Source organism: Agrobacterium sp. 22117 (genome assembly GCF_052045735.1).
GTDB lineage: Bacteria > Pseudomonadota > Alphaproteobacteria > Rhizobiales > Rhizobiaceae > Agrobacterium > Agrobacterium cavarae.
The window spans coordinates 542,700-565,793 of record NZ_JBQEPP010000003.1 but is presented as its reverse complement, the minus strand read 5'-3'; the positions used below and the strand labels follow the sequence as shown (position 1 = coordinate 565,793).

The window sequence follows — 23,094 nt, the reverse complement described above, 5'->3', positions numbered from 1 at the left end:
CCTTACTCTTCGTTGGAGACTGCAACCAGCCTGTCGAGCGCTGCCGCAGCCTTGCCTTCATCCAGCGAGGCGCTGGCAATCTTCATGCCCTCGCTCAGCGTTTCAGCTTTGCCGGCAACGACGAGTGCTGCTGCCGCATTGCAAAGAGAAACATCGCGATAGGCATTTTTATGACCGGAGAGAACACCGCGAAGCGCCTTGGCATTGAAGATGCCGTCTCCGCCCTTCAAGTCGTCAATGGTCGCGGAAGAAACTCCAAAATCCTTTGGCGTCAGGTCGAATGTGCGGATCTTGCCATTTTCGAGCGCCGCGACATGGGTGACACCCGTCGTGGTGATCTCATCCATGCCGTCGCCGTGGACGACCCAGATCGATTCCGAGCCGAGATCGCGCAGTACTTCGGCAATCGGCTGGAGCCAGCGCGGTGAGAAGACGCCGAGCAACTGACGTTTCGCGCCTGCGGGGTTCGAGAGAGGGCCAAGCAGGTTGAAAATCGTCCGAGTACCGAGTTCTACCCGTGTCGGACCGACATGGCGCATAGCGGAGTGGTGCAGTTGCGCGAACATGAAGCCAAGCCCGGCTTCATTGATGCAGCGGCTGATCAGCTCAGGACCGATGTCGAGTTTCACACCGAGGGCTGAAAGGGCGTCTGCGGTACCGGATTTCGAGCTGAGCGCCTTGTTGCCATGCTTTGCCACCGGAAGGCCTGTGCCTGCAACGATGATCGCGGCGAGAGTCGAGATGTTATAGGTGCCAAGACCATCGCCGCCTGTTCCGACGATATCCACGGCATGCTCAGGAGCGGATACGGGCAGCATGCGCGCGCGCATCGAAGAGACGGCGCCGACGATTTCATCGACCGTTTCGCCACGCACGCGCAACGCCATGAGAAAACCGCCGATCTGGGACGGCGTGGCCTCGCCGGACATCAGAATGTCGAAGGCCTGGCGGGCCTCCTCCCGGTTCAGACTTTCGCCATTCGCCACCTTGGCAATCAGCGGCTTCAGTTCGGCCATGTTCCCCGTCCCCCGGCTTATCAGTATGCGGTCATCGCCTGGTCTGCGAGGGCCTGGTTGATGCTGACACCATAGTCATTCTGAAGACGTGTGAGCATCTGGTTGACCATGTCTTCGCTTGCCGACTGCGCAATGGCGGCAATCTCGCGATCGGCGTTGTTCAACGCATCGGCAGGAGCGTTGGTGTTGACTTCCGTGACCTTGAACAAGATGCGGCCGGAGCCATCTTCGTTGATCGCGGTTCCGGCCAGTCCGTTGGCGCCGGCAAAGATTGCCGAAACCGCCTGCCGACCGAATAGAGCGTCATTGCTGTTGCGGCGCAGGCCCAATTTCGTTTCGACAGCGAGTCCCATTTCGCCAGCAATCGTCTGCAAGGTTTCGCCCTTCTCAAGACGGTTCTTCAGCTCCTCTGCCTTGGCGGTCAAAGCATTGCTCTGCTGCTCCGCTGTCCAGTCGGCTACCACGCGGTCGCGAACTTCGTCCAAGGTGCGGTCGCGTGGCGGAATGATCTGGTCGACGTCGAACCAGACATAGCCTTCACGACCGATATTGACGGCCGGTGCTTCGGTGCCGGGCTCCGTCCTGAAAACTTCCGTCAACAGAGCAGGGGTCGGCAGGCCTTCGACTGGGTTGCCCTTCTCGTCTTCACCATTGGCATCGACGGCGTTGATCGTCACTGGTTTCAGGTTCAGCTGGGTTGCTGCATCGGCAAGCGATGAGCCACCGCCACGCAGATCTTCATAGCGGTCGTGCACGCTGTTCAATTGTTCCGCAGCATTGGCGGTGGCGAGTTCCGTGCGAATCTCCTCCTTGGCCTCGTCCAGGGTCTTCATGCTGTCGCCCTTGATGCCGGTGACGCGCAGGATGACAGGGCCGAAGGCGCCATCGATCACTGGTGAAATGCCACCGTCTTTCTGAACGGCAAACACGGCATCAGCGATGGATGGATCGGGCATGGTTTCCTTGGTGAACTCACCGAGAAGCACGTCGGCTGGCTGCTTGCCCTGGTCCTTGACGACCTGATCGTAGGTAGTCGTGCCGGCGCGGATCTGCGTTGCGGCGGCTTCGGCCATTTCCTTGTTCGGGAAGACCAGTTGCTCGACGGTGCGACGGCCGGCAGTGCGGAACTTGTCCTTGTTCTTCTCGTAATACTCGGCAACCTGGGCATCGGTGATGGCGCTCTGGTTGGCGATATCGGAAGGCTCAAGCTTGACATAGGTAAACTTGCGGTACTCCGGAGCGCGATATTGCGCCTTGTGGCTTTCGAACCAGGCGGCCAGCACATCTTCGGCCGGTGCCTTGATCGGATCGATATTGGCGTTTGAGAGCAATATATAATCGATGGAGCGCTGCTCGTTTTCATGTTGCTTCAAGGCATCGACCAGAACCTGCGGCGGCGCGAAACCATCCTGGATGGCCTCCAGGATCTGGTTGCGAACCGCAAGATTGCTGCGATCCTTGATGTAATCGTCCTCTGTATAGCCAGCACTGCGAAGGCGCTCTCTGAACACCTGGCGGTCGAACTGACCTCCTGGCGATTTGAAAGCGGGATCTTCGGCAATGAGATTGACCAGGCGATCCTCTGAGAGGCCGAGTTTCATATCGTCAGCCAATTGGTTCAGTGATGCCTGGGCTGCAAGCTCGCCCAAGACCTGGCGGTCAATGCCGAATGCCTTGGCCTGTTCCGTTGTCAGGCGCGTGCCGAATTGCTGGCTGAGTAGCGCCATCTGACGCTGATAGGCGAAGCGAAACTGGTTGGGCGTCACCGTCTGATCGCCCACGGTCATCACGGCGTGAGAATTGCTCGAGACGAGTGATGCCGACACACCCCAGATGCCGAACGAAACGACAAGAAGAAGAAGGAGCAGCTTTGCCGCCAGGGTTCTGGAAGCGTTTCTCAGGGAATCGAGCATCGTTATGCAAACCTCACACTATGCGCCCGTTATGCCGGGTCTATCGGGGTTCCTTAGAGCGTTTTATTGGTAAATGGAAGCAATTCTGTTGGTGCGGACGAGTCAACTGATTGTGCGAATTGAACGATGCCACCCAAAGGCTTCAGCCTGACTGCCTCTTGACTAGGACGGGGCGCTTTCGCCGTTAAAGCTTGGTCCAAGCAAAAGTGTGCAGTGGTTTTGTGATAGCGACATGCGATAAAACAAGGACCCAAAGCGTATGAGCGAATCTGAGATCGCCACGTGGTTTGGGCTGCAGACAGGCGCCGATAGTCACGCTGTCACTACCGATTCGATCACGGTGCGCTTGCGTGCAGACATTAAAAAAAGCCGCCTCGTATGAGACGGCTTTCCATGACAGTTGGAAGTGATTGGTCGCCGATCAGAACGCCTTGCTGCGTTCCATCACTTCCTTGAACTCCTCGTCCTCTTTCCGAAGTTCGGAAACAACCGAGACCACCGATGCGACGAACATGACGCTTATCAAAGCGGATAGGACTGTCAAAACGGTGATCATCATTTCTTACTCCGGTCTGTTCGAGTTTCCCCGATGGATCAATAGTAGTTCGTGTACTGGTAGCGAGATGTCAGCTGAGGGAAGCTTGCTTCCTGCTGCTGTGGCTTCTGCGCATAGAGGCTGAACGTTGTTGCAACCATCGCGATGAGAAGCATTGTCCAGGCAGTGCTGATGACGCCGATCTTCGCTGAGGTAGACCGATTTTCTTTTGCAAACATGTGATTGTTCCTTTGCCTGCGAACTGAACGCCTGACATCGAGTCGGGTTCCGAAATACTGTTAAAAATCGATTAGCATTGCGCCTCTGAAGCTTCCTTGAATGTCGCGTTCATCTGGCGTTCAGAAAATTGGCAGTCCACGTCAATCCATAAAGACCTGCTCGACCACAAAGGACGTGGCGACTGTGAGGATCACCATGAATGCCAGCATTTCCATCTCCACTTGGGCGTCGGGCCCGGTGCGCTATCGATGCTTGACGTTATAGAGCATCGCTTTGAAGCTGCGCTGAATGCTGTATTCATCCGCTATTCACCTGACGTTTGACTGCATCAGTCTTGCAGATGCGATGCTGACGTGACAAAAGGCCCACAAAGACGGAAGTATCGAGAGCGGTATGACGATTGCCTTTTATCCCGGATCTTTCGATCCGATGACCAACGGACATCTGGATGTTCTCATCCAGTCATTGAATGTTGCGTCTGACGTGATCGTCGCCATCGGCGTTCATCCGGGCAAGGTGCCGATGTTCAGCTTTGATGAACGGGCCGATCTGATCCGCCAATCCCTGAACAATGTGCTGCCTGCAGCGAAAGACCGGCTGAAGGTCGTTTCCTTCAGCAATCTCGTTGTCGATGCGGCCAGAGAGCACGGCGCGACACTTCTCGTTCGAGGCCTGAGAGACGGAACCGATCTCGATTATGAAATGCAGATGGCAGGCATGAACCGGCAAATGGCGTCGGATATCCAGACGGTGTTCTTACCCGCGGGAACCGCGTCCCGGCCCATTACCGCCACATTGGTCCGTCAGATCGCAGCCATGGGCGGCAATGTCGAGGCCTTCGTGCCCAAAGCCGTGCTTGAAGCCCTTAACACAAAGCTGAAACGCTAGTTTCGGCACATAGGTGGAGCCAGTCCGAATGAAATTGCTGAAGTTTGCCTTTGCAGGCGCCATGTTCGTCAGCGCGATTGCCGCAAGCACGATCGCATCTGCTGCCGATCTTCTGACCATCCAGCTGAAAGACGGCCCGGTCGTCATCCAGCTTATGCCGGACGTCGCGCCGAAGCATGTGGCGCAGATCGAGGCTCTTGCCAAGAAGGGCGCCTATGATGGCGTTGCTTTCCACCGCGTTATCGATGGCTTCATGGCGCAGACCGGTGACGTGCAGTATGGCAACATGAACAGGGGCTTCGATGCGCGCCGCGCAGGCACCGGCGGTTCCGACCTGCCGGATATCCCAGCCGAATTTTCGAAGGTTCCCTTCGAGCGTGGCACGGTCGGCATGGCCCGTTCGCAAAATCCCAACTCCGCAAATTCGCAGTTCTTCATCATGTTCGATCAGGGACCCTTCCTCAACGGCCAGTACACTGTGGTCGGCAAGGTCGTCTCGGGCATGGAATTCGTCGACAAGATCAAGCGTGGCGCCGGCGGAAACGGTGAAGTCTCCGAGCCTGACCGTATGGTCAAGGTGACGGTGACGAAGAAGTAACGTCAGGAAGATCACGTCAAACGGGCGTTCTGCCCCCTCAAACCTACCCTAGCAAGGAGAGATAACATGGCCGAGATCAAGGATCCGGAAAACACCCTCATCATGGAAACGACGACCGGTAAGGTTGTCATCCAGCTTCTGCCGGACGTCGCTCCTGGCCACGTGGCTCGCATCAAGGAACTGGTGTCCGAGCAGGCTTATGACGGCGTTGTTTTTCACCGCGTGATCGCCGACTTCATGGCGCAGACCGGTGACGTGAAGTTCGGCAAGAAGAGTTCTGCCGATTTCAACCCGGCGCGTGCCGGCATGGGCGGCTCCGAGAAGCCAGACCTGAAGGCTGAATTCTCTGCCATTCCGCATGTCCGCGGCACCTGCTCCATGGCGCGCTCGCAGAGCCCGAATTCCGCCAACTCGCAGTTCTTCATCTGCTTTACGGATTCTCCTTGGCTCAACAAGCAGTACACCGTCTGGGGCCAGGTTATCGAGGGTATGGACGCCATCGACAAGATCAAGAAGGGCGAGCCCGTCAAGGACCCCGATTCGATCGTGTCGATCCGTCTGGCATCTGCCGCCTGATCAAAGTGAAGTCTCCCGCCTTGCTGACTGGCAGGGCGGGATGACGTTTGCCGAGTGCAGCACGGCTACCTTTTTGCCAACCATAACCCGCCGGCAGTCTCTGCGAGGCGGGTTTTGATATTCTGCTCGTTTCGCTGCCGATCTGGCAGGGCAATGCGAGCCGATCGAGACACTTGATAAGAGCCCTTCATGCGCGTTGACCTGTTCGATTTTGATCTCCCCGAGGAGAATATTGCGCTGCGCCCAGCCAATCCGCGCGATAGCGCGCGCCTGCTTGTCGTGGATCCCAATACGGATCGTATGACCGATCATCAGGTTTTCGATCTTCCGAGCTTCCTGAAGCCCGGCGATGCCTTGGTCTTCAACGATACGCGGGTCATTCCTGCCCAACTCGAAGGTGTGCGGTTGCGCGATGGCGCGCAGGAGACACCGGTTTCGGCAACGCTTCACATGCGTGCCGGTGCCAGCCGATGGAAGGCCTTTGCGCGGCCGGGCAAGCGCATCAAGGCAGGCGATCGCATCCGCTTCGGTTATGAGCGCGACAATGCCTGCGGTCTCGCTTTCCTGGAAGCGACGGTCGAGGAAAAGGGCGACGAGGGCGAAATCACGCTGCTCTTCGACGTCTCCGGACCGGTGCTGGATGAGGCCATTGCTTCTGTCGGCCATATCCCGCTGCCGCCCTACATCGCCGCGAAACGCGCCGAAGATGCGCAGGACCAGACGGATTACCAGACCATCTATGCCCGCGAAAAAGGCGCCGTTGCCGCACCGACCGCGGGTCTGCATTTCACCCCGGCACTCTTCGACGCGCTGGATAAGGCTGGGGTCGAGCGCCATTTCGTCACACTGCATGTCGGAGCGGGGACGTTCTTGCCGGTCAAGGCAGATGATACCAATGATCACAAGATGCATCTGGAGATCGGTTGTGTCTCGGATGAGACCGCGCAGAAGCTGAACGCGGTGAAGGCAAGGGGCGGGCGCATCGTCTGTGTCGGCACCACATCGCTGCGGCTGATCGAGAGTGCGGCTGGTGATGACGGGCAGATACGTCCATGGTCCGGCGCCACCGGTATCTTCATCACGCCCGGCTACCGCTTCAAAGCGGTCGATATTCTGATGACCAATTTTCACCTGCCGAAATCCACGCTCTTCATGCTGGTTTCGGCTTTCTGCGGGCTGGAGACGATGAGGGCTGCCTATGCTCACGCCATCGAAACCGGCTACCGCTTCTATTCCTATGGCGATTCCAGCCTGCTGTTCCGGAAAGTCTGATGCACGAGAATTTCACCTTCACCCTTAAAGCAACCAGCGGCGGCGCGCGTCTTGGCGAAGTTGCGATGCCGCGCGGCGTCATCCGCACGCCCGCCTTCATGCCGGTTGGCACCGTCGGCACCGTCAAGGCCATGTATCTCGATCAGGTCCGCGAGCTTGGCGCCGATATCATTCTCGGCAACACCTATCACCTGATGCTGCGGCCCGGCGCGGAGCGCGTGGCACGTCTCGGCGGCCTGCATGAGCTGATCCGCTGGCCGCATCCGATCCTGACAGACAGTGGCGGCTTCCAGGTGATGTCGCTGTCTGGCCTGCGCAAGCTGGATGAGAAGGGCGTGACCTTCAAGAGCCATGTCGATGGCTCACTTCATCACATGTCGCCGGAGCGCTCCATCGAGATTCAGGGGTTGCTCGATTCGGATATCCAAATGCAGCTCGATGAATGCGTGGCGCTTCCTGCCGAGCGCAAGGAAATCGAACGCGCGATGGAAATGTCTTTGCGCTGGGCGGAACGCTGCCGGGTCGCCTTTGGCGAGCAGCCGGGTAAGGCGATGTTTGGCATCGTTCAAGGTGGCGACCAGCCGGACCTGCGTATTCGTTCCGCCGAAGGGCTGAAGCAGCTTGATCTCAAGGGCTATGCCGTGGGTGGTCTTGCGGTGGGCGAGCCACAGGATGTGATGCTTGCCATGCTCGATACGACGCTGCCGGTTCTGCCGACCGAAAAGCCGCGCTACCTGATGGGCGTCGGCACGCCGGACGATATCTTGAAATCCGTGGCACGCGGCATCGACATGTTCGATTGCGTGATGCCGACCCGCTCCGGTCGTCATGGCCTTGCCTTTACCCGCCGAGGCAGGGTGAATATCCGCAACGCCCGTCACGCGGAAGACATGCGTCCGTTGGACGAGCAGTCCAACTGCCCGGCATCGCGCGATTATTCGCGCGCCTATCTGCACCACCTGGTTCGGTCCAACGAAGCGCTGGGCGGCATGCTTCTATCCTGGCACAATCTCGCCTATTATCAGGAGTTGATGCAGGGGATTCGCAAATCGATCGAAGAAGGTCGCTTTCCGGATTTCTATGCGGAGACCATTGAAATGTGGGCGAAAGGCGATATCGATCCGGTGTGACAACCATCATCGGATAGCTGAATGCTAGATGCGCCTTACGTTCTTTTTCGTGACGATACGACCGGCACCGTGACGCTGTTTACGGAGCCGGAGGAGATTATCGTTGCGCATGAGGCCAGCGACGTCTTTCCCGCGCTTGAAAGAATGCAGGCCGCCAGAACAAGCGGAAAATATTTAGCCGGCTATATGTCCTATGAGGCAGGATACCTTTTCGAGCCCAAGCTGAGGCCTCTCGCAGAGCAAGATCGGGCTTGCCCGCTATTGTGCTTTGGTGTGTTTTCGTCACCATCCGGTGATACAAGTGCGGCATCCAAGCCATTGAAACTTATGGCGCCTGACGATTTTTTGAGCGATCTCACGGCGTCATGGACCTTTGCTGACTACGAGAAACAGTTCAATCGACTGCATCAGCATCTCCGCCAAGGAGATTGTTACCAGGCTAACCTTACCATGCCTGTCACTGGTCGGTGGCATGGAGATCCGCTTCTCGCCTTCTGGTCTCTGATCGAGCGACAGCCAGTCAAATACGGTGCGCTGGTTCACCTGGACGGACCCGTCATCCTTTCACGTTCGCCGGAACTCTTCTTCTCCGTCAATGCGGACAGCTGGATCGAGACCCATCCGATGAAGGGTACGGTCAAGCGCGGAGCGTCGGCTGATGAGGATGCAGCAATCATTTCCGCTATGGGCAAGGACGAGAAGACGCTCGCAGAAAACCGCATGATCGTCGATCTGCTGCGCAACGACATTTCGCGGATCACAGAAGTCGGTACTCTGGATGTGCCAAAGCTCTTCGAAATCGAGACCTATCCGACCGTGCACCAGATGGTCAGCCATGTGCGCGCAAAGCTCCTGCCGGACATGACGATCGCCGACATTTTTGCAGCACTCTTTCCCTGCGGCTCGGTAACAGGAGCACCGAAGATGCGGGCGATGGAGATATTGCATGACCTGGAGGTCGGGCCTCGCGACGTCTATTGCGGCGCGATCGGCATGATTTCACCAAAGGGTGACATGCGGTTTTCGGTCGCGATCCGCACCATCACCCTTTTCGACGATGGGCGCGCGACCTTCAATGTCGGTGGCGGGATTGTCTTCGATTCCACCGCGCAGTCCGAATATGACGAATGCCTTCTCAAGGCAAAGTTTGCGGCCGGCGACCGAAAGCTCGTCTAAGCTCGCTAACGCCATAAACCTCAGCCGTCATGCAAGTGTCATGGATCGATCTTAGAGACAGGTACCAGGGAGCAGGCTTCTTCACGAACCGGAACACGGTGCGCCCGCGCTACATGCTGTGTCGAAGACTTCGTCTTTCTTTGTTTTCTCAAGGATACCGTTCCATGACATCATTCCGTTCTTCTGCCTCTCGCCGGCTTGCTGCCGCCTTGGCGGCATCGATTTTCATGTTTCCTGCTGCCGTGATGGCTGAAACCACCGCTGCTGCAAACGGCGTCAGCTACGCGAGCAAGGGCTTGGTCGCCGTTGGTCGTATCCCCGCCAGCCAGCGCGACAAGTTCGGCGAAACCTTTGGCTCCGGCTCGGGCATGGCGATCGATGTCACCAGCTGGAAGAAGGAAGGCGATGGCTATCGCGGTTCCCTCTGGCTGCTGCCGGACCGTGGCTACAATGTCGAAGGAACGACGGACTACAATGCCCGTATCAACAAGATCGATGTGACGCTGATGCCCGCAACGGGCGGTGATGTGGCTGCGGACAAGCAGCAGACGGGTGTTCAGGCAACGCTTGCCGATACGCTGCTTTTGACCGATGAGCAGGGCAAGAACATGACGGGCCTCGATCCTGAGGCCGGTACCCGTCCGGCGAGCGGCGCCACACCTGTGCTGCCTTTCGCGTCTACAGGCAAAGTCTCTCTCGATGCCGAGGCGGTGGTGCGTCTGGCCGACGGCTCGTTCCTCATCAGCGACGAGTACGGCCCGTATATCTATCACTTCTCTGCCGACGGTAAGATGATCTCGGCCACGCAACCGCCCAAGGCGCTGCTGCCGATGCGCAAGGGTGAGATCAACTTCTCTTCCAACAACGTTGGCGAAGGCGGTAAGAAGCCCGATCCGAAGGACCCCGAAACTGGGCGCCAGAACAATCAGGGTCTGGAAGGCATGTCGCTGACCCCGGATGGCAAATACCTCATCGCCGTTTTGCAATCGGCAACCCGTCAGGATGGCGGCGATTCCTCATCGACCCGCGATCACACCCGCGCACTTGTCTATGATGCGAGCGATGTCGATCACCTGAAGCTCGTGCATGAATATGTCGTGCCGCTGCCGAAGTTCGAGGGCAAGGATAAGAAGCTTGTCGCAGCACAGAGCGAAATCCTGGCTTTGTCGGACAAGGCATTCCTGATGCTGGCGCGTGACAGCAACAATGGTCAGGGCATGAAGGGCGATACATCGGTCTACCGCAGAATAGAACTCGTGGATCTCTCCGGCGCGACGGACATCGCCGGTGGCGAATTCGACGATGTGAAGCCGGTTGCGCCCAAGGGTGTACTGGATAGCGCCATCAAGCCAGCCGCTCTGCATGACTTCATCGATCTCAACGACGCCAAGGACCTTGCCCGCTTCGGCCTGCACAATGGCGCCGCGAACGACAAGAACAACCTGTCGGAGAAGTGGGAGGCCATGTCGATTGCAAGCGTCCTCGATGCTTCCGCACCGGATGATTATTTCCTCTTCGTCGCCAATGACAACGACTTCCTGACGCAAGACGGTTTCCAGGTTGGGAAGTCTTACAAGGCGGAAGGTGATGCGGATGTGGACACCATGTTCCAGGTGTTCCGCGTGACGCTGCCGGGCGTTGCCAAGCGCTAAAGCGCCGTGCGTCCTAATTGGACGCACAAAGAACGCTTTACCTTTTTGAATCTACGCATAAAAAGAGCCGCGCCGAAAACATTCGGCGCGGCTCTTTTACGCATATCAATCGTCGTCGATCTCTTCGAATTCCTGCGCGCCGGACGTGGTGGAATGAAACACGGGCACGAAGAGGCGCATATAGACGAGCCTGACGCTCCAGCCCTGTTCCAGAGCGTCTGCCCAGGCTTGCTTGCGGCCGGGCTTCTTAAAGCCTTTTGCGATCGCCTTCTTCTCGCTCTTGGCGAAGGTCTTCGGTTGAAGAATGTTTTCAGGCGAACACAGGGCAAAGCCCTTCTGGAAGGCCGGTGGCGGGTTGGGTGTGATTGTCATGAGTGTATCAGCCTGCGTGGAGGAAGCGGATGGCTTCGTCCCTGCGATGGAGATAAAGCAGGGTTCTGAGGTTCTTGCCGCGCTCGCTCACAAGCTCGGCGTCTTTTTCTATCATATAGGCTGCATCCTTGCGGGCGATCTCCAGCAAATCGGCATGCGCCTCGAGGCTCGCTATGCGAAAGCCCGGCGTGCCGGATTGGCGGGTGCCGAGGAGTTCTCCTTCGCCGCGCAGCTTCAGATCCTCTTCGGCAATCAGGAAGCCGTCCTCGCTATCGCGCAGGATAGAGAGCCGCGCCTTGCCGTTCTCGCTGAGCGGACCCTTGTACAGCAATATGCAGGTGGAGGCCTCGTCGCCACGTCCGACACGACCGCGCAGCTGGTGAAGTTGGGCAAGGCCGAAACGCTCGGCGTGCTCGATGACCATGATCGTGGCATCCGGCACATCCACGCCCACTTCGACGACAGTGGTTGCCACAAGCAGGCGCGTTTCGCCGCTTTTGAAGGCAAGCATCGCAGCATCTTTCTCAGGCCCGCTCATCCGCCCATGGATGAGGCCGATATTGGCGCGCAAGGACTGCGAGAGCACCGCATGTCGTTCCTCTGCCGACATGAGATCCGATTCCTCCGATTCCTCGACCAGAGGGCAAATCCAGTAGGCCTTCTTGCCCTCTGCCAAAGCGCTGCGCAGCCGGTCGACGATGTCCCCGATCCGCTCATTGGGAATGGTCACCGTCTGGATCGGCTTTCGGCCTGCGGGCTTTTCAGTCAGCTTGGAGACATCCATATCGCCGAAGGCGGCGAGAACCAGCGTGCGGGGAATGGGTGTTGCCGTCATGACCAGCATATGCGGCGTGATGCCCTTGGCGGTGAGACGAAGGCGTTGATGCACGCCGAAGCGATGCTGCTCATCCACCACCGCAAGAACGAGGTTCTTGTAGGACACGCTGTCCTGAAACAGGGCGTGCGTGCCAATCACGATCTGTGCTTCGCCGAATGCGATGCGCTCCTCGATTTCGCGGCGCTCCTTGCCCTTGGTTCTGCCCGTCAGAACCTCGCAGGAGATGCCGGCGGCGGCGGCGTACTTCGTCATCGTTGCAAAATGCTGGCGCGCCAGAATTTCCGTCGGCGCCATCAGTACGGCCTGGCCACCGGCCTCCACAGCCGTTGCCATCGCCATCAGGGCCACCAGCGTCTTGCCCGCGCCGACATCGCCCTGAAGCAGGCGGAGCATGCGGTCTTCGCCTGCCATGTCGGTCAGAATATCCTTCACCGCAGCGTTCTGGCTTGCGGTCAGCGAAAAGGGCAGGCCTGCCAGAATGCGCGCTGCATAATCTCCCTTGGCGCGGATCGGCTGACCCGCGACCTTGCGCAGTCTCTGTCGGACCAGTGCCAACGAAAGCTGTCCGGCCAGGAACTCGTCATAGGCAAGCCTGCGGCGGGCAGGGGCCTGCGGATCGATATCGACAGTGTCGCGTGGATCGTGCAAATCGCGGAAGGCATCGGCCACATGCGGGAAGCTTTGGCGTGTGGCAAGCGTCTCGTCGATCCATTCGGGGAAGACCGGCAGGCGCTGCAACGCGCTATCGATGGAACGCTTCAATATCTTGGGCGAAAGACCGGCCGTCATCGGATAGACGGCTTCGACCAGCGGCAGATTGTCGGCCTCCGAGACCTTCACCATGAAATCCGGATGAACCATGGAGGCGCGGCCATTGAACCAGTCGATCTTGCCGCTGACCATCACCTCTTCATCGACAGGAAGCGCCTTTGATAGCCAGTCGCCGCGCGCGCGGAAGAAGGTCAGCGCCAGTTCGCCTGTCTCGTCATGCAGGAAGACACGATAGGGTGCCGAGCGATTGCCGGGCGGCGCAGGCTGGTGCCGGTCGATGCGTCCCTGAATGGTGACAATGGCGCCCTGCGGTGCAAGCGCGATGCCCGGGCGGTTACGCCGGTCGATGATATTGGACGGCGCATGAAACAGCAGATCGATAACGCGGGTGTCTTCGGCGTTCTCGCGGCCCAAAAGTTTTGCCAACAGATCGGCAAGCTTCGGCCCGACGCCGGCAAGCGAAGAGACTGTGGCAAACAGGGGATCGAGTATGGCGGGGCGCATGGGCTGCAAAATCGGGGAAGGCTGTCCCCATTGCAATAGCGCGACACCGATAAAGCGCGTTTATCACCGGCAGTTTTTATGCCCTGTGCCGCATATTTGCACAAATAGCGGTTCCCAAGCGTTCCTGTCCTGTTCTATAGGAGAACGAAAATCAACAATTTGTTGAATTTCCAACAAACAGGTGACTGCGATGACTGGACTGGTGCGCACGAGTGCCGACCTCGAACCGAGACGCCGGCGGATTCTCTATCGCTGTTGGCACCGCGGCATTCGCGAAATGGATCTGGTTTTGGGCCAGTTCGCCGAAGACAATATCGGCGATCTTTCAGATGCAGAACTCGACGAGCTGGAAGTGATCATGGCTGAGGAGGACAACGACCTCGTCAAGATGGTGACGGGCGCTCTGCCGATCCCTGAAAAATTCCAGACGCCTCTCTTCATGAAAATCGCCTCTTATCGCCCGGACTTCGATCCGGTCACATCCGAGACAACGAAAGCCTGATTTATGATCGCCGGGATTGATGTGAAGCTGGTGGCATCGGCCGATACGCCGCTGACCATTGGAAATGTGCCGTCCGGAGTGGAGGCGCTTCTCCTGGCAGATATGGCGCGCGGTCGAACATCCGTTGCCTATGTCGTATCGGACGGACACCGCGTTGCAGATCTCGAGCAGATCCTTGGGTTCGTGGCCCCGGACATTCCGGTTCTGACGTTGCCCGCGTGGGACTGCCTTCCCTACGACCGCGTGTCCCCGAGTGCGGATACTTCCGCGCGCCGGCTGGCAGCGCTTTCCGGCCTCATCCAGCATCAAAAGAAGCCGCATCCGGCCATCGTGCTCGTCACGGTCAATGCGATGCTGCAAAAGATGGCGCCGCGCGATGTCATCGAGAGTCTGGCTTTCTCCGCCAAGCCGGGTAATCAGATCCGCATGGAAGAGATCGCCGCGCGTCTGGAGCGTAACGGTTTCGACCGTGTTGCGACGGTTCGCGAGGTCGGCGAATTTGCCGTGCGCGGCGGTATTCTCGATGTCTTCGTTCCCGGCACGGAAGAGCCGGTGCGTCTTGATTTCTTCGGCGATACGCTGGAGAGCATACGCACCTTCGATCCCGCCAGCCAGCGCACCATTGGCCAGGCCCGCTCGCTCGATCTCAGCCCGATGAGTGAAGTGACGCTGACGCCGGATACGATCAGCCGCTTCCGCAAGAATTATCTGTCGCTCTTCGGCGCCGCCACCCGTGACGATTCACTCTATCAGGCTGTCTCGGAAGGCCGACGTTATGCCGGCATGGAGCACTGGCTGCCGCTCTTCTACGAGAAGCTGGAAACCGCATTCGACTATCTGCAAGGCTTCCGCATCGTCACCGATCACAACGCGCGCGAGGCGGCTGTCGAGCGCTCCAAGCTCGTGCATGATTACTTCGAGGCGCGGCGCAATTCCGGCCAGACCAAGGGTGCCACGCAGGGCGCGCCTTACAAGCCGGTGTCACCCAGCCAACTCTACCTCGGCGGCAAGAGCTTCGATGAGGCGCTGAACGCCGTCAATGCCGTGCGCCTGACGCCCTTCAATGAGCAGGACTCCAACGACAGGCCAGTGGCCACTCTCGATGCACATGTGGGTCCTCGCTGGGCAAAGCCTCCGGCCGAAGGCGGCAGCGAAGACCGCGTCAATGTCTTTGATCTGGCAGTCAAACACATTGCCGAGCGCCGGTCCAAGGGCTGGAAGGTTCTGATTACCGGTTGGTCGGAAGGGTCGCTGGACCGCCTCTTGCAGGTTTTGAACGAGCACGGGCTTGAAAAAATCAAGCCGATCTCATCACTCAAAGAGATCGAGAAACTCGCAAAGGGCGAGGCGGCATCGGCGGTTCTCAGCCTCGAAGCCGGTTTTGAGACGACCCTCGGTACGAGCAATCTCGCCATTATCGGCGAACAGGACATCCTTGGCGACCGCATGGTGCGCCGCTCCAAACGCCGCAAGCGCGGTGCCGACTTCATTTCGGAAGTAGCGGGACTGGACGAAGGATCGCTCGTCGTGCATGCCGAACATGGTATCGGTCGCTTCGTCGGGCTCCGCACCATCGAGGCCGCCGGTGCTCCGCGTGACTGCCTTGAACTGCATTACGCCGACGATGCCAAGCTGTTCCTGCCGGTCGAGAATATCGATCTTCTGTCCCGATACGGTTCGGATGCGGCGGAAGCCCAGCTTGACAAGCTTGGCGGCGGCGCATGGCAGATGCGCAAGGCGAAGCTCAAGAAACGCCTCCTCGATATGGCAGGCGATCTCATTCGGATTGCTGCCGCTCGTCTCGTGCGCCAGGCGCCGGTTTTGACGGCACCCGATGGCCTCTACGACGAGTTTGCCGCGCGTTTCCCCTATGAGGAAACTGAAGATCAGATGAATGCCATCGACTCGATCCGGGACGATCTTGGTGCCGGCCGGCCCATGGACCGCCTGATCTGCGGCGATGTGGGCTTCGGCAAGACGGAAGTGGCGCTGCGCGCGGCCTTCCTTGCGGCCATGAATGGCGTTCAAGTGGCCGTCGTCGTGCCGACCACGCTTCTGGCACGTCAGCATTTCCGCACCTTCTCAGAGCGTTTCCGTGGACTTCCGATCCGCGTACAGCAGGCGTCGCGCCTGGTCGGCGCGAAGGAGCTCAATCTCGTCAAGAAGGAAGTAGCGGAAGGCAAGACCGATATCGTTGTCGGCACGCATGCGCTTCTGGGGCAGGGGATCACCTTCGCCAATCTCGGCCTTCTGATCATCGACGAAGAGCAGCATTTTGGCGTCAAGCACAAGGAGCGGCTGAAGGAGTTGAAGAGCGATGTTCACGTTCTGACACTATCCGCAACGCCAATCCCCCGCACCTTGCAATTGGCAATGACGGGTGTGCGCGAACTGTCGTTGATCACCACGCCGCCGGTCGACCGCATGGCGGTTCGCACCTTCATTTCGCCTTTCGATCCACTTGTCATCCGCGAAACTTTGATGCGCGAGCATTATCGCGGCGGGCAGAGCTTCTATGTCTGCCCGCGTCTGGCCGATCTGGCGGACATTCAAGCCTTCCTGCAATCGGATGTGCCCGAGCTGAAGGTCGCAGTTGCCCATGGGCAGATGCCGGCGGGGGAATTGGAAGACATCATGAATGCTTTCTATGACGGCAAATATGATGTGCTTCTGTCCACCACCATCGTTGAATCCGGTCTCGACGTGCCGACCGCCAATACGCTGATCGTCCACCGCGCGGACATGTTCGGTCTGGCACAGCTCTATCAGCTACGTGGTCGTGTCGGGCGTTCCAAGGTTCGCGCCTTTGCGCTCTTCACGCTGCCGGTCAACAAGGTGCTGACGACGATGGCCGAGCGCCGGTTGAAGGTGCTTCAGTCGCTCGACACGCTCGGTGCGGGCTTCCAGCTTGCCAGCCACGATCTCGATATTCGCGGTGCCGGCAATCTGCTTGGCGAAGAGCAATCCGGCCATATCAAGGAAGTCGGTTTCGAGCTTTACCAGCAGATGCTGGAAGAAGCGGTTGCCGAGGTGAAGGGCGAGGACGACGTTATCGACACCGGCTGGTCGCCACAAATCTCCGTCGGTACCTCCGTGATGATTCCGGAAAGCTATGTGCCTGACCTGCACCTGCGCATGGGGCTTTACCGTCGCCTGGGCGAATTGACGGACCTCAACGAGATCGACGGCTTCGGCGCGGAAATGATCGACCGCTTCGGGCCGCTGCCGAAGGAAGTGCAGCATCTCTTGAAGATCGTTTACGTCAAGTCGCTCTGCCGTACCGCCAATGTCGAGAAGCTGGATGCCGGTCCGAAGGGCGTCGTCGTGCAGTTCCGCAACAAGGAGTTCCCGAACCCGGCGGCACTCGTTGGCTACATCGCCAAGCAGGGCTCCATGGCAAAGATCAGGCCTGACCACAGCGTGTTCCTCACCCGCGATCTGCCGACGCCTGAAAAGCGCCTGGCCGGCGCGGCGATGATCATGACACAGCTTGCGGAACTGGCGAAATCCTGACGCAAGTAAGAAAAATCGCGTCCTTGAGATTCCTTACAGGGAATTAATCAAACGGACATGTATCGGTAGTCTTCCGGGGCGTAGTCTCATCCTCATCAGCACAGGACGATGTGCTGACAGATTTTAAGGAGCAGGACTATGTGGACATTGAAGAACAGATTTGTCACCGCTGGTCTGGTTGCTTTGACAATTGCGGGCACCACAATTGCCACCACCAGCCAAGCTGAAGCACGCAACAATTTCGGCCGCGGCCTTGCCGCCGGTATTGCTGGTACACTCGTAGGCGGCGCATTGCTGTCTGCTGCGCATGACAGGCCGGTTTATGGCACGCCTGTTTACGCCGAACCCACCTATTACGGCCCGCCCCCTGTCGTTTACGAGCCCGTCTATCCCCGTTGCCATGTTGCATGGCGTCAGGACGGATTTGGCGACATGTATCGCGTCCGTGTCTGCGATTGATGTGAATGATATTGCTGTTGATGTGAGCTGATATTGTAAGACGAAAATAAATAAAATTTTTCAATCAAGTGGTTATAAACGGGGCGGGCCGACTATCGGCCCGCCTCCGTTTTTTCATCCGGCAACATAACGGCCGTTACATTCTGGTCCGATGCAGCAACAGAGTTTGGCAGTGGCACGTTCCGCTGTTTTTCGCGCATCAGCGTCAGCAGGCCAGAGCCCACGATCAGTGCGATGCCGACGAGCATCCAGCCGTCTATCCTGTCGCCGAAGATCAGGTATCCGAAAAGAATGGCCCAGAGCATTTGGCTGTACTGCGTCGGGCCGATCACCGCTGCGGGCGCATATTGCGCGGCATACATGATGAGGACATTGGCAAGCGCCGCCAGCAGGCCGTAGCCAGCCAGCATCAGCCATTGTTCGGCGTTCGGAAGCGTGAAGGTGGGAATCATCAACACGCCGCAGACAGCAAGGCAGCCAAGCAGGCCCGCTCCATAAAGCGAGATGTTCTTTTCCCGTGGCCCGATCGCGCGGAAGATGACGATGGAGATCGCCCCGCCCATGCCGCCAATGATCGCCCCGAGATGACCGATGGAGAGTTCGCGGAAGCCCGGTCTCAAGATGATGAGAACGCCGGCGAAGCCGATGATGACCGCCGACCACCGCTTGATGCCGACCTGCTCCTTTAGAAAGATGACCGACATGATGGTGACGAAGGAGGGCAGGAGGAAAATCAGGGCAAAGGCTTCCGCCATGGCAAGATGGGTAAATGCGACGACGCTGCCGATGGTGCTGGCACCGGTGGCAAAGAACCGCAAAAGCCAGAGAGACCGGTTCGTCGTGCGGACGATATCTGTCCAGGCATCGTGACGCTTGCGGATGAAGGGGAGTGCGAGCAGCCCGAAGAACGCTCCGAAGAAGCCCGATTCGACGGGTGGGAGTTGCCCGTCGATAAGTTTTACGCTTGCATCGCTGAAAGCATAGGCCGCGAAGGCGGCAAAGGCGAGCAATATGCCCTTCAACCTGCTGTCTGGCACGAAATCACCGCTGGATTACTGGGTCGAAAATCGCAGCGGCGACGAGGCGCTACTCACGCCATTTCGGGCGCTGCGATCAGTTCATTGCCCTATGCTCTTCCGCTTTCATTTTGGCAATATCCCGCAGTGCATTAATAAGCACGTCCGGCGTTTGTGCGCCGCTGACGGCGTATTTCTGATCCAGGATAAAGAACGGGACCCCGGAAACGCCCATTTGCTGCGCCGCATCAATCTCGGCCTTGATCGTATCCTTATCAGCATCTGACGCCAGTAGGCGGGATACGAGTTCGCGGTCCATACCGCATTTACCTGCGACGTCGATCAGCACGGCATGATCGCCGATATTGCGGCCTTCTTCGAAGTTTGCCTTGAACAGTGCCGTGACGATTCTGTCCTGAAGCGCGCGGTCCTCGGCATGCGCCCAGAGCGAAAGCCGGTGCGCGTCAAGCGTGTTCGGACCGATTTTGATCGCCTCGAAATCATAGGCAATACCCACTTCACGACCGAGTTCGGTGAGCATCTTATGGGCCTGTTCGACGCGATCCTTGCCGCCGAGTTTCTTTTCCAACTCGACTTTCTGATCGACTCCTTCCGGCGGATAATCCGGGTTCAACTGATATGGACGCCAGTTGATGTCGACGCTGACTTCGTCCTGAACTTCAGCCAGGGCCAGATCGAGACGCGCTTTTCCGAGATAGCACCAGGGACACACCATGTCCGAGACGATGTCGATGACAATGCGTTGCATGGTGCTGTTCCTTCCTGTGTTTGAATAACGCCTCATCTAGATAGTCTGTGCTTACGGCACAAGGCGTTACCAAAAGGGAACCGTCACTGGTGGAGCGGCGCAAGCCTTCTACTGCGCGCGCGCGTCCCACCATGTCTGCTTCTGGTTTCCGGTGAGCGGGGTCTTCTCCGGCCGGTCGATATATTTCCAGCGGGCTACCCATTGTGCACCGATATAGTAGAGCGGAATCACATAGTGGCCAGCCGTCAGAAGCCGATCATAGGCGCGCACGGCAACCTCGAAATCTTCCGTCTCACGGGCCTGCAGCAAGGCCTCGATCATCCGGTCGACATCCGGGTCCGCAACGCCGGCATAATTGAAACTGCCGTTGGCATTTTTCGAGACCGAGCCCCAGCGATTGATCTGTTCTGCACCCGGCGACAAGGACGACGGGAAGGAACGGATGATCATGTCATAATCGAAGCTATTCGAGCGGGATTGATACTGCCCGTCATCCACGGAGCGGATCGCCATATCGACGCCGATCAGCTTCAGAGAACGCTGGTAGGCAAGCGCAATACGCTCCTGAGCAGGGTTTTGCGTCATGAGCTCGAAGCTCAGCGGCCTGCCATCCTTATCGACCATCTTGCCGTTCTTGATGGTCAAGCCAGCCTCACCGAGCTTGGAGACGGCTTTCTTCAGGACGGTGCGATCTGCGCCCGTTCCGTCGGTCGTCGGCATTTCGTAGGTGCCTGCCAGGATCTCCGGCGGCAGACGCTTTGCGGCGTCGCCGAGCAGCGCCAATTCCTTTTCGTTGGCCGGGTTGCCATAGGCACCGAGCTTGGAGTTCTGCCAGTAGCTTTGGGTTCGCTTGAAGGCGCCACCGAGAATGTTTCGGTTCATCCACTCGAAATCGAGCACGTAGGACAGTCCCTCACGCACCTTCTCGTCGGCAAACATAGGGCGACGGGTGTTGAAGACCAGACCGAACATGCCAGACGGTAGGCCCGGTTCGAAAACATCTTTCGAGATGTCGCCCCGCTGAACCGCCGGGAAATTATAAGCCTGGCCCCAGTGGGAGGTATCAGAGGTACCGTTGATTGCATCGCCTTCCGGATAGATGTCGATATCGCCCTTCTTGAAGGCTTCGAACATCGTCGTCACCTGCAGGAAGTAGGTGACGCTGATCTCGTCGTAATTATCGAAACCGATCTTCGAGGGAATATCCTTGCCCCAATAATTCTTGTCCCGTTCCCAGACGATCTGTTCGCCAGGTCGCAGGGTCTTGATTCGATAGGGACCGGAGCCGATCACCGGCCCGAGGCCTGCCTGCTCGAAGGTTTTGGCATCGATGGCGTGGGCGGGCAGGATCGGCGTGGAGGATGCCAGGATGAGAGGTGTCTCGCGATTGGCTTTTTCATTGAAGGTGAAGCGAACGCTGCGCTCGCCCACCTTTTCCATCTTGGCAACGCCATTCAGGCGGCTGTCGAAAGGCGGACGACCCTTTTCCTTCAAAAGATTGAAGCTGAAGATCACATCTTCCGGCGTGACGGGCTTGCCATCCTGCCAGTGGGCTTTCGGATTGAGGTTGAATTGGATGTAGGTTCGCTCATCGTCCCATTCGGCGCTTTCCGCCAGCAGGCCGTATAGGGTGAAGGGCTCGTCATGGGAGCGCTGCATCAGCGGTTCATAAAGAAGATTGCCGAATTCCGGGTCCCAAACGCCACGCGCGGTGGTGCGCATACCCTTCAAAACGAAGGGATTGAGCGCATCGAATGTGCCGACGACGCCGTAGGAGACGCGTCCGCCTTTCTTGACGTCCGGATTGACATAAGGAAGGTTCTTGAAGTCCGCCGGCAGGGCGGGTTTGCCATGCATCGAAATGCCGTGAAGCGGTTCAGCCATCGCCATGCCGGAGATAAGAAGGGCGGGAATGAGCGCCAAAAGGCTTCGCATGTCACTATCCTGTCGCATTCGGGCTGTTGATTCCAAGGTCGTGGGACCTGAACTCAAATCGCCTGTCTTGTTTGATTCCCGCGCAAATCTATCACAGCGGACAGGGGCATCCGATCATGGAAATCTTGTCGGATACAAGGAAAAAGTAAAAGAAATGCTGGATATCAGGTCGATCGGGATGTAACAGGAGTCCCGAAACACTCGGGTCACGCATTTGCCTCATTTAAACGACAGTGGAACGGGCAGACGGATACCGGCGATGTTGAGCGGTGCTCACATGAAGCGCTGCTTCGCATAAATTCAGGAGACGGAACTCTTATGATGCAAACTGCAAACACATTCACCCGGGCGGCCCTGTCTGCTCTCGTTCTTTCTCTGGGCGCCGTGTCTGCACCGGCTGTTTCTCAGGCTCAGCAGGCTGCCGCTCCGGCAGGCGCTCCGCCGCTGGGCTGGTTCAAGACCTGCAGCAAGCAGGAAGACAATGATGTTTGCGTCGTGCAGAATATCGTTCTTGCCCAGAACGGCCAGATGATCACCGCCGTTGGCCTGATCAGCGTCGAAGGCAAGGTCAACCGCAAGATCCTTCAGGTGTCCGTCCCGACTGCACGTCTTCTGCCTCCGGGCGTCGTCATGCAGATCGATGGCGGCAAGGGCCAGAAGCTCGATTACGCCGTCTGCCTTCCAGACAAGTGCACCGCTGAAGTGCAGCTGACGGATGCGATGATTGCAAGCCTGAAGAAGGGCAACGAAGTCGTCTTCACCTCGATCAACTTCCGTCGCGCTCCGAACCCGATCAAGATTGCGCTGAACGGCTTCACCGGTGCTTATGACGGCCAGCCGATCAGCCAGTCTCAGCTTGCCGAAAGCCAGCGTTCGCTGCAGGAAGGCATGCAGAAGAAGGCTGAGGAAGCCCGCAAGAAGCTGGAAGCAGCACAGGACGCTGCCAAGGCCAAGCCTGCAAACTAATCTGATCTGCAGAGATCAAAAAAAAGAACCGGCTTCGTTTGAGGCCGGTTTTTTCGTGTCTGGGTTTTGGGGCTTGCTGGCTCAATGCGTCATGGCCGACTTTGGCCTGAGTTCACCATTGGGAGTGGTGTCGAATATCCGGGTGATATTCGGATTGCGCAATGGCTGCTCGCTCTCGTCATGCACAAGGTTCTGCTCAGAGACGTATGCGACGTATTCCGTCTCATCGTTTTCCGCCAGCAGGTGGTAGAAGGGCTGGTCGCGGTCGGGGCGGATCTCAGCCGGGATCGCGTTCCACCATTCCTCGGTATTTGCGTATTCGGGATCAACGTCGAATATCACACCGCGGAACGGAAACACCTTGTGGCGAACGACTTCACCGATCGTAAATTTTGCGTTTCGTTGTTTCATGGCATGTCATCCTTTCCCCGTATAATTTGGGGTATGATGCGG

Annotated in this window: 21 protein-coding genes; 11 read left to right on the top strand and 10 right to left on the bottom strand. The window is 58.1% G+C overall.

The features are described from left to right. Window positions 1–2: 2 nt before the first annotated feature. From trpD to ACTJKV_RS11190, 4 genes are all read right to left on the bottom strand, one after another. Window positions 3–1,016 (bottom strand): anthranilate phosphoribosyltransferase, encoded by a 1,014-nt coding sequence (gene trpD / locus ACTJKV_RS11205; RefSeq protein ID WP_062427419.1) that lies wholly within the window; start codon window positions 1,014–1,016, stop codon window positions 3–5. Window positions 1,017–1,036: 20 nt separating this feature from the next. Continuing rightward, a complete protein-coding gene (locus ACTJKV_RS11200) occupies window positions 1,037–2,929 on the bottom strand; it encodes a peptidylprolyl isomerase (RefSeq protein ID WP_274102453.1) in 1,893 nt (630 codons plus the stop codon). Between the two features lie 421 nt (window positions 2,930–3,350). Continuing rightward, window positions 3,351–3,488 (bottom strand): hypothetical protein, encoded by a 138-nt coding sequence (locus ACTJKV_RS11195; protein WP_153311501.1) that lies wholly within the window; start codon window positions 3,486–3,488, stop codon window positions 3,351–3,353. A gap of 35 nt (window positions 3,489–3,523) precedes the next feature. Further along, window positions 3,524–3,703, bottom strand: coding sequence for a hypothetical protein (locus ACTJKV_RS11190; RefSeq protein ID WP_062427417.1), 180 nt, complete (start codon window positions 3,701–3,703; stop codon window positions 3,524–3,526). Window positions 3,704–4,097: 394 nt separating this feature from the next. Here ACTJKV_RS11190 and coaD point away from each other — a divergent pair, with 394 nt between their 5' ends. The 7 genes from coaD (at window position 4,098) to ACTJKV_RS11155 (ending at window position 10,996) form a co-directional block, all read left to right on the top strand. Then, entirely contained in the window at window positions 4,098–4,592 is a 495-nt protein-coding gene (coaD, locus tag ACTJKV_RS11185) for a pantetheine-phosphate adenylyltransferase (protein WP_062427416.1), read from the top strand. Window positions 4,593–4,620: 28 nt separating this feature from the next. Then, window positions 4,621–5,190: a peptidylprolyl isomerase gene (locus ACTJKV_RS11180; RefSeq protein WP_111850684.1), complete on the top strand. Its 570-nt coding sequence runs from the start codon at window positions 4,621–4,623 to the stop codon at window positions 5,188–5,190. Between the two features lie 66 nt (window positions 5,191–5,256). Then, window positions 5,257–5,766 (top strand): peptidylprolyl isomerase, encoded by a 510-nt coding sequence (locus ACTJKV_RS11175; RefSeq protein ID WP_062427414.1) that lies wholly within the window; start codon window positions 5,257–5,259, stop codon window positions 5,764–5,766. A gap of 189 nt (window positions 5,767–5,955) precedes the next feature. After that, the gene (gene queA / locus ACTJKV_RS11170; RefSeq protein WP_274102452.1) at window positions 5,956–7,038 is read left to right on the top strand and encodes a tRNA preQ1(34) S-adenosylmethionine ribosyltransferase-isomerase QueA; all 1,083 of its coding nucleotides are present in this window, start codon (window positions 5,956–5,958) and stop codon (window positions 7,036–7,038) included. Continuing rightward, window positions 7,038–8,168: a tRNA guanosine(34) transglycosylase Tgt gene (gene tgt / locus ACTJKV_RS11165; protein ID WP_112358293.1), complete on the top strand. Its 1,131-nt coding sequence runs from the start codon at window positions 7,038–7,040 to the stop codon at window positions 8,166–8,168. Before queA ends, tgt begins: the two co-directional genes overlap by 1 nt. 21 nt (window positions 8,169–8,189) lie before the next feature. Next, window positions 8,190–9,344 carry an aminodeoxychorismate synthase component I gene (locus ACTJKV_RS11160; protein WP_274102451.1) on the top strand — a complete coding sequence of 385 codons (1,155 nt, stop codon included), beginning with the start codon at window positions 8,190–8,192 and terminating at the stop codon, window positions 9,342–9,344. A gap of 164 nt (window positions 9,345–9,508) precedes the next feature. Further along, window positions 9,509–10,996 carry an esterase-like activity of phytase family protein gene (locus ACTJKV_RS11155; RefSeq protein WP_274102450.1) on the top strand — a complete coding sequence of 496 codons (1,488 nt, stop codon included), beginning with the start codon at window positions 9,509–9,511 and terminating at the stop codon, window positions 10,994–10,996. Between the two features lie 105 nt (window positions 10,997–11,101). Here the strand turns inward: ACTJKV_RS11155 and ACTJKV_RS11150 are convergent, their stop codons facing one another. Both ACTJKV_RS11150 and recG read right to left on the bottom strand, forming a co-directional pair. Then, window positions 11,102–11,368 (bottom strand): hypothetical protein, encoded by a 267-nt coding sequence (locus ACTJKV_RS11150; protein WP_113265740.1) that lies wholly within the window; start codon window positions 11,366–11,368, stop codon window positions 11,102–11,104. 7 nt (window positions 11,369–11,375) lie between these two features. Then, window positions 11,376–13,481, bottom strand: coding sequence for an ATP-dependent DNA helicase RecG (gene recG / locus ACTJKV_RS11145; RefSeq protein WP_274102449.1), 2,106 nt, complete (start codon window positions 13,479–13,481; stop codon window positions 11,376–11,378). Between the two features lie 190 nt (window positions 13,482–13,671). Here recG and ACTJKV_RS11140 point away from each other — a divergent pair, with 190 nt between their 5' ends. From ACTJKV_RS11140 to ACTJKV_RS11130, 3 genes are all read left to right on the top strand, one after another. Further along, a complete protein-coding gene (locus tag ACTJKV_RS11140; RefSeq protein ID WP_062427408.1) occupies window positions 13,672–13,983 on the top strand; it encodes an FAD assembly factor SdhE in 312 nt (103 codons plus the stop codon). A gap of 3 nt (window positions 13,984–13,986) precedes the next feature. Next, on the top strand, window positions 13,987–17,496 hold the full coding sequence (mfd, locus tag ACTJKV_RS11135; protein WP_440598655.1) for a transcription-repair coupling factor: 3,510 nt from the start codon (window positions 13,987–13,989) through the stop codon (window positions 17,494–17,496). 138 nt (window positions 17,497–17,634) lie between these two features. Next, a complete protein-coding gene (locus ACTJKV_RS11130; protein WP_062427406.1) occupies window positions 17,635–17,955 on the top strand; it encodes a hypothetical protein in 321 nt (106 codons plus the stop codon). Between the two features lie 92 nt (window positions 17,956–18,047). Here the strand turns inward: ACTJKV_RS11130 and ACTJKV_RS11125 are convergent, their stop codons facing one another. The 3 genes from ACTJKV_RS11125 to ACTJKV_RS11115 all read right to left on the bottom strand — a co-directional run bounded on the left by ACTJKV_RS11125 (window position 18,048) and on the right by ACTJKV_RS11115 (window position 21,675). Continuing rightward, on the bottom strand, window positions 18,048–18,992 hold the full coding sequence (locus ACTJKV_RS11125) for a DMT family transporter (protein WP_113265743.1): 945 nt from the start codon (window positions 18,990–18,992) through the stop codon (window positions 18,048–18,050). 76 nt (window positions 18,993–19,068) lie between these two features. Beyond that, the gene (locus tag ACTJKV_RS11120; RefSeq protein ID WP_144620743.1) at window positions 19,069–19,740 is read right to left on the bottom strand and encodes a DsbA family oxidoreductase; all 672 of its coding nucleotides are present in this window, start codon (window positions 19,738–19,740) and stop codon (window positions 19,069–19,071) included. A gap of 108 nt (window positions 19,741–19,848) precedes the next feature. Next, window positions 19,849–21,675: an extracellular solute-binding protein gene (locus ACTJKV_RS11115; RefSeq protein ID WP_153311496.1), complete on the bottom strand. Its 1,827-nt coding sequence runs from the start codon at window positions 21,673–21,675 to the stop codon at window positions 19,849–19,851. Between the two features lie 318 nt (window positions 21,676–21,993). Between ACTJKV_RS11115 and ACTJKV_RS11110 the strand changes: the two genes are divergently transcribed. Continuing rightward, the gene (locus tag ACTJKV_RS11110) at window positions 21,994–22,641 is read left to right on the top strand and encodes an invasion associated locus B family protein (RefSeq protein ID WP_062427402.1); all 648 of its coding nucleotides are present in this window, start codon (window positions 21,994–21,996) and stop codon (window positions 22,639–22,641) included. 81 nt (window positions 22,642–22,722) lie between these two features. Here ACTJKV_RS11110 and hspQ read toward each other — a convergent pair whose 3' ends face one another. Then, window positions 22,723–23,052 carry a heat shock protein HspQ gene (gene hspQ, locus ACTJKV_RS11105; protein WP_062437371.1) on the bottom strand — a complete coding sequence of 110 codons (330 nt, stop codon included), beginning with the start codon at window positions 23,050–23,052 and terminating at the stop codon, window positions 22,723–22,725. Between the last annotated feature and the right edge of the window lie 42 nt (window positions 23,053–23,094).

Bases quoted from the DNA above. Each gene is read 5' to 3' on its own strand.
- recG (WP_274102449.1), bottom strand. From the start codon at position 13,481: ATGCGCCCCGCCATACTCGATCCCCTGTTTGCCACAGTCTCTTCGCTT.
- ACTJKV_RS11115 (WP_153311496.1), bottom strand. From the start codon at position 21,675: ATGCGAAGCCTTTTGGCGCTCATTCCCGCCCTTCTTATCTCCGGCATG.
- ACTJKV_RS11110 (WP_062427402.1), top strand. From the start codon at position 21,994: ATGATGCAAACTGCAAACACATTCACCCGGGCGGCCCTGTCTGCTCTC.
- ACTJKV_RS11195 (WP_153311501.1), bottom strand. From the start codon at position 3,488: ATGATGATCACCGTTTTGACAGTCCTATCCGCTTTGATAAGCGTCATG.
- trpD (WP_062427419.1), bottom strand. From the start codon at position 1,016: ATGGCCGAACTGAAGCCGCTGATTGCCAAGGTGGCGAATGGCGAAAGT.
- ACTJKV_RS11155 (WP_274102450.1), top strand. From the start codon at position 9,509: ATGACATCATTCCGTTCTTCTGCCTCTCGCCGGCTTGCTGCCGCCTTG.
- mfd (WP_440598655.1), top strand. From the start codon at position 13,987: ATGATCGCCGGGATTGATGTGAAGCTGGTGGCATCGGCCGATACGCCG.
- ACTJKV_RS11175 (WP_062427414.1), top strand. From the start codon at position 5,257: ATGGCCGAGATCAAGGATCCGGAAAACACCCTCATCATGGAAACGACG.
- ACTJKV_RS11190 (WP_062427417.1), bottom strand. From the start codon at position 3,703: ATGTTTGCAAAAGAAAATCGGTCTACCTCAGCGAAGATCGGCGTCATC.
- ACTJKV_RS11180 (WP_111850684.1), top strand. From the start codon at position 4,621: ATGAAATTGCTGAAGTTTGCCTTTGCAGGCGCCATGTTCGTCAGCGCG.
- ACTJKV_RS11140 (WP_062427408.1), top strand. From the start codon at position 13,672: ATGACTGGACTGGTGCGCACGAGTGCCGACCTCGAACCGAGACGCCGG.
- coaD (WP_062427416.1), top strand. From the start codon at position 4,098: ATGACGATTGCCTTTTATCCCGGATCTTTCGATCCGATGACCAACGGA.
- ACTJKV_RS11150 (WP_113265740.1), bottom strand. From the start codon at position 11,368: ATGACAATCACACCCAACCCGCCACCGGCCTTCCAGAAGGGCTTTGCC.
- ACTJKV_RS11120 (WP_144620743.1), bottom strand. From the start codon at position 19,740: ATGCAACGCATTGTCATCGACATCGTCTCGGACATGGTGTGTCCCTGG.
- ACTJKV_RS11160 (WP_274102451.1), top strand. From the start codon at position 8,190: ATGCTAGATGCGCCTTACGTTCTTTTTCGTGACGATACGACCGGCACC.
- tgt (WP_112358293.1), top strand. From the start codon at position 7,038: ATGCACGAGAATTTCACCTTCACCCTTAAAGCAACCAGCGGCGGCGCG.
- hspQ (WP_062437371.1), bottom strand. From the start codon at position 23,052: ATGAAACAACGAAACGCAAAATTTACGATCGGTGAAGTCGTTCGCCAC.
- ACTJKV_RS11130 (WP_062427406.1), top strand. From the start codon at position 17,635: ATGTGGACATTGAAGAACAGATTTGTCACCGCTGGTCTGGTTGCTTTG.
- queA (WP_274102452.1), top strand. From the start codon at position 5,956: ATGCGCGTTGACCTGTTCGATTTTGATCTCCCCGAGGAGAATATTGCG.
- ACTJKV_RS11200 (WP_274102453.1), bottom strand. From the start codon at position 2,929: ATGCTCGATTCCCTGAGAAACGCTTCCAGAACCCTGGCGGCAAAGCTG.